General features: G+C 69.6%; 5 protein-coding genes. 1 reads left to right on the top strand and 4 read right to left on the bottom strand.

The window, feature by feature from the left end; translation table 11 throughout:
- Positions 1–230: 230 nt before the first annotated feature.
- From CCN72_RS32695 to CCN72_RS39310, 4 genes are read right to left on the bottom strand one after another with little or no spacing between them, the layout of a single operon-like run.
- Entirely contained in the window at positions 231–1085 is an 855-nt protein-coding gene (locus CCN72_RS32695) for an energy-coupling factor ABC transporter ATP-binding protein (RefSeq protein ID WP_086811823.1), read from the bottom strand.
- Positions 1082–1960, bottom strand: coding sequence for an energy-coupling factor ABC transporter ATP-binding protein (locus CCN72_RS32690; protein ID WP_086811821.1), 879 nt, complete (start codon positions 1958–1960; stop codon positions 1082–1084). Before CCN72_RS32690 ends, CCN72_RS32695 begins: the two co-directional genes overlap by 4 nt.
- A complete protein-coding gene (locus tag CCN72_RS39315) occupies positions 1957–2733 on the bottom strand; it encodes an energy-coupling factor transporter transmembrane component T family protein (RefSeq protein WP_158101458.1) in 777 nt (258 codons plus the stop codon). Before CCN72_RS39315 ends, CCN72_RS32690 begins: the two co-directional genes overlap by 4 nt.
- Before the next feature lie 5 nt (positions 2734–2738).
- Positions 2739–3548, bottom strand: a complete 810-nt coding sequence (locus CCN72_RS39310) for a hypothetical protein (protein ID WP_158101457.1) — start codon at positions 3546–3548, stop codon at positions 2739–2741.
- A 292-nt stretch (positions 3549–3840) separates the two neighbouring features.
- Here CCN72_RS39310 and CCN72_RS32680 point away from each other — a divergent pair, with 292 nt between their 5' ends.
- Positions 3841–4833, top strand: a complete 993-nt coding sequence (locus tag CCN72_RS32680; RefSeq protein WP_086811819.1) for a thymidylate synthase — start codon at positions 3841–3843, stop codon at positions 4831–4833.
- Positions 4834–4914: the final 81 nt, after the last annotated feature.

Raw genomic sequence — 4914 nt, 5'->3', positions numbered from 1 at the left:
AATCCTGTCGTCCCGACTCGAAAGAGTCGCGGATCAGGGGCGGTTTCGGAGAAATCCGGGACCGCCCCTCGATCGTTTTTGGGACCGGGTGGGGACCGGGTGTTCCTCGGCCCGGGTCCGCGGATGAGGACGATCGCGTGGTACGACGCGCTGAACGCGCCGGGGACGGCACGGCTCCCGACGCCGGCCATGACGGTACTCGCGCCGAACGCCGAGACCGGGCGCAGACCTCACCGGTCACGGAGGGGGACACGGGGCTGAGCGGACGGTAGCGGCGCGGGGTCGGTTCCGGAGGACAGGCGGTCCAGGAAGCCCGGCACGGTCGTCACCGGTCCCTCCCAGCCCAGTCGGCGGCCGAGCCGGGTCAACTGGGGCAGTTCCAGGCTCTCGTCGGTCGTGTCGGCGACATGCGCCGGCCAGTGGGCGACCGGGCCGTCCCAGGCGACCCGGCCGTTCGCCAGGACGATCACGCGGTCGAAGTGCTCCACGCAGAAGTCCATGTCATGGGTGATGGCGAGGACGGTGCGGCCCTCGGCGGCCAGGCTGTCGACCAGGTTCCCCAGCAGGACGATCGAGGCGTGGTCCTGACCGGTCGTCGGCTCGTCGAGGACGACGACCGGGGTGTCCATGGCCAGGACCGAGGCGAGGGCCACCCGCTTGCGTTCGCCGAGCGACAAGTGATGGGGGTGGGTGTCGCGGGCCGCCGTGAGGCCCGTCCGCCGCAGGGCCGACTCGACCAGCTCCGCGCGGCGCGCGGCCGGGAAGCGGAGGTTGCGTGGCCCGAATCCCACCTCCTTGACGACGCTCGCCGCGTGCAGCTGGTCGTCCGGGTTCTGGAAGACGAACCCCACGGTGCGGGCGAGTTCGGCGATGCCGAGCCCGTCGGTCGGCCGGCCGTCGATCTCGATGGTTCCGGAAGCCGGACGCTCTATGCCGACGAGGTGCCGTGCGAGGGTGCTCTTGCCCGCGCCGTTGGCACCGACGATCGCCACCCGTTCACCGGCCCCGACGCCGAAGGACACCCCGTCCAGGGCCGTGGTGCCGTTGGGGTAGCGGAACGTCAGGGAATCGATCCGTATGATCATCGTCGGTCTCCTCGGTCTCCTCGGTCGAGGCGGGTCACCGTCTCGCCGAATCCCTCGGCGGCGGCGTCGAGCGTCACCGGCAGCGGCTTCCGGTCCGGCCAGAGCCGCCGGGCCGCGGCACGGCGCGCGGCCACCGTGTAGCGCAGCGGTGAGACCCCCCATTCCTCCAGCCGTTCGTCCGCCAGTACCTCACCGGGCGGGCCCTGTGCCACGATCGCTCCCCGGTCGAGCACCAGGACGCGGTCGGCCGCGCGGGCCAGGCGTTCCATGCGGTGCTCGATCAGCAGAACGGTCACGCCCTGCTCCTTGAGGGTGCCGAGCGCCTCGAAGACCAGGGCGTTCCCGGCCGCGTCGAGCTGCGAGGTCGGTTCGTCGAGCACCATGACGGTCGGCCGCATGACCAGGATCGACCCGATGGCCAGCAATTGCTGCTGGCCGCCCGACAGTTCGTACGGCGACCGGTCGCGCACCCCGGTGAGTCCGAGGTCCTCCAGGACGGGGTCGATCCGGGCCGCCATCTCGTCCCGCGGGACGCCGAGATTCTCCAGGCCGAAGGCGATCTCCTCGCGTACGGAGAAGCGGGCGCCGGAGATCTGGTTGAACGGATTCTGCATGACCAGCCCGACCTCGCCGACCAGTCCCGACAGCGGCGTTTCGGCCAGGTCCCGGCCGTTGACCCGGACCACTCCCTCCGTCGTACCGCCGGTGAGATGGGGAACGGTGCCGCCCACCACGCCGGCCAGGGTGCTCTTGCCCGCACCGCCGCCGCCCACCACCGCGCACAGTTCGCGCGGGGCGACCTCGAAGGCGACATCGGTGAGGGCCGGCCGGGAGCCGGTGGGGTAGGTGAAGGAGAAACCCTTGACTTCGATCAACGCAGTACTCCCCAGACGTTCACGGTGACCGCGGCCGCGGCGCAGAGCAGCATCGCGGCGCGGAGGCATCGCTGTACCCCGCTGTCGGGGACCTCGGTGAGGCTCGTGGGGCGGCGGGTGGCGCCAAAGCCCCGGGTCTCCATGGCGGCGGCGCGTTCGCCCACGTCGGTGAAGGCGCCGAGGATCAGCGGGCCCATCAGCGGCACCAGCGCCCGCGCCCGGCCGCGCAGCCCGTGGATCACCTGGCCGCGTGCCTGCTGGGCATGGAGGATGCGCGTGGCGCGGCGGTTGAGCGCCGGCACGATCTGAAGCGCCGCCGACACGATGTAGATGAGGCTCGGCGACACGTTGCGTTCGCTCAGGGCGCTCATGAACGCGCCGGCGTGGGTGGTGAGGAGCAGAAGGAAGAACCCGCTCATCAGCACCAGGATGTGCAACGCCGTCTGAAGGGCGAAAGAGACGCCCTCGCGCTTCAGTTCCAGCGGGCCGAGCCGGGCGAGCACATCGTGGGCGCCGGGAAGAAAGAATCCCTGGATCACGAACAGGACCACGGTCACCGGAACCCAGAACGTGGCGAGCAGGAGGAGGAATCGGCGTAATACTCGCGCACCGATCGCGACCGGTAGGAGGAGGGCGGCGAAGAGCAGCAAGGGCCACCGGTAATCCACCACGGCGAAAGCGCAGACGGTCACCGTGACGGCGAAGGCGAGTTTCGTCAGGGGATTGAGCCGGTGAATCCCCGAAACGCCGTCCGCGTGGGCGGTGTTCCGCACGGTGTTCACGCCGCCCTCACCAACTCGGCCCGCGGTGCCAGGACGTGCCGGTCCCGGACGAACGGGAAGCGGTGCAGGAATCCCGGTGGCAGGCCCTTGAGAATGGCCATCGCGAGTACCACCGTCAGCGCCTTGTCGAGCGGATCGGCCACCAGCCCTTGCAGGGTGGCCGCCTTGAGCATGCCGTTCCCGAATGCCTGGAAGGTCGCGATGAGCGCGGACTGGCCCACCGATCCGCCGGCGTTGCCGAAGACGAAGGCGGTGATGGGGGCGGAGATGACGCCCGCCACCACTCCGATCAAGCCACCGGCGAGCACCGCGGTGGGCAGCCGCCGGAACATCCCGGCGCGGGCCAGCACGCCCGCGGTGAAGCCGATCATGGCCGCCGTCACGGCGTACGGCAGGGCGCCGGGGGTGATCGTCATACCCACGATGACGCTGGCCAGCGCCCCGGTGGCGGCCCCGGCGGCGGGCCCCGCGACGACTCCCACCAGCACGGTGCCGATGGAGTCCAGTTGCAGGGGAAGGCCGCTGAAATAGACGATCTTGCCCATCACGATGTTCACCGTGATGGCCACGGGTAACAGCGCCACGGTGGTGGGAGGCAGCCGGGCCACCGCGCCGGAGACGATCAGCAGGGCGCCGAGCGTGTAACCCACCAGTGCCAGCAGCGCGATCGGGCCACCCACGCCGTGCTTCGAGGTGGGGTGGACCGCGATGAGCCCCGCGTAGGTCACGAGCACCACGCCGGTGCCCCACCCGATGCGCCATCGCTCGTTCAGCCATGGCGGGGTGGAGCGATTGAAACCAGCCATTATTTGACCTCATTCCACCGGCGGTCAGGTAATTACCGGAAATTCAAGCGCGCACACTAGCAGGGGCTCTCCATTGGATGTCAACGCTCCGTGGCTTTACTGATTCATGGGCAACCGGGGAGGCGCGCGGAGACTGCAACTCCCCTGCGTAAGGGGTTGGTTGACAATGATCGGGTGGCTGGTGTGGGATCGTTCGGGTAGCTGGCCAACAGGTCACGATGGTTTGTCCCGGTGGACGCGAGGTGAACTCTTCGCCATCTCCCGGGCAGCTCTCAGAATTAAGGAACGCGACATGGATGTTTTCCGTTCTTTTGCTGATGCCTATACGTCCGGCCTCCAGACGGTCCTCGACGAGGGAAGCGACATTCCCTCGGTCCGCGACCCGCTCTCCAAGGCATCCGACTTCGGCCGCAACGACCGTCCCTACCGCGAAGTCATCGCCCACCGCAGCACGATCGAGGACCCGACGTCCTGTCTCGCCGTCACCCCGCACCTGCCGGTGAACCTCTCCTACTGCTTCGGTCTCCTCGCCTGGTCGCTCGACGGGCGCAACGACGTGGAGACCCCCGCGTACTACCGCCGGGGCGCCCATGAGTACTCGGACGACCAGCACACCCTCAGCGGCGCCTTCGGCCACCGGCTCATCACGGCCAACGGGAACCAGCTGGAGGAGGTCGTCGGCCGCATCGAGCGCGACCCCGCCCACCGCCGTGCCTTCGCCCTGGTGCTGGAGCCGCAGGACAACTTCCGGCAGTCGCGGGAATACCCCTGCGCCGTGGGCGTGCACCTCTTCCTGCGCGACGGCGCCCTCGTCTGGCTCACCGTGATGCGTGCCCAGCAGGCACTGACCGTCCTGCCCTACGACGCCTTCCTGTTCATGGGCCTCCAGCAGTACGCCGCCGGTCTGCTCGGGGTACCCGCCGGCCGTTACATCCACCAGGCCGGCACGTTCCACTTCTACGACAACGAGACCGCGCTCGCCCGGAAGATCACGGACGACCCGGCGGTCCCCGCCGCCCTGCCCGGCTTCCCCACCACCCCGGAGGGCGCCCGCGAGGCGGCGCGGGAACTCGTCGATCTCGAATCCCGGCTCCGTCAGGCGGCCTTGGCCAAGGACACCGCAGCGGTCGACAAGATAGCCGCGACGCCGGCCGTCACCGACTTCGCGGACGTGGCCCGCGCCTGCCTGGCCACCCACGCCTACCGCAAGCTCGGCGACACCACCTCCCTGGTGACCAGCCGCGCGACCGAGCCCGCCGTGGCCGAGCTGATCTCTTCGATCTGATCACCGGAATCGCAGGCCCCCACGTGATACTGACGGTTCGTCCACCCCTGGAACCGCGATGTCCCGCCCCCGCCGCCCGGC

The sequence above is a fragment of the Streptomyces murinus genome, assembly GCF_002154555.1.
GTDB classification, from domain to species: Bacteria; Actinomycetota; Actinomycetes; order Streptomycetales; family Streptomycetaceae; genus Streptomyces; species Streptomyces murinus.
The sequence above is the reverse complement of the archived record's forward strand: the minus strand, read 5'-3'. Positions and strand labels throughout refer to the sequence as shown.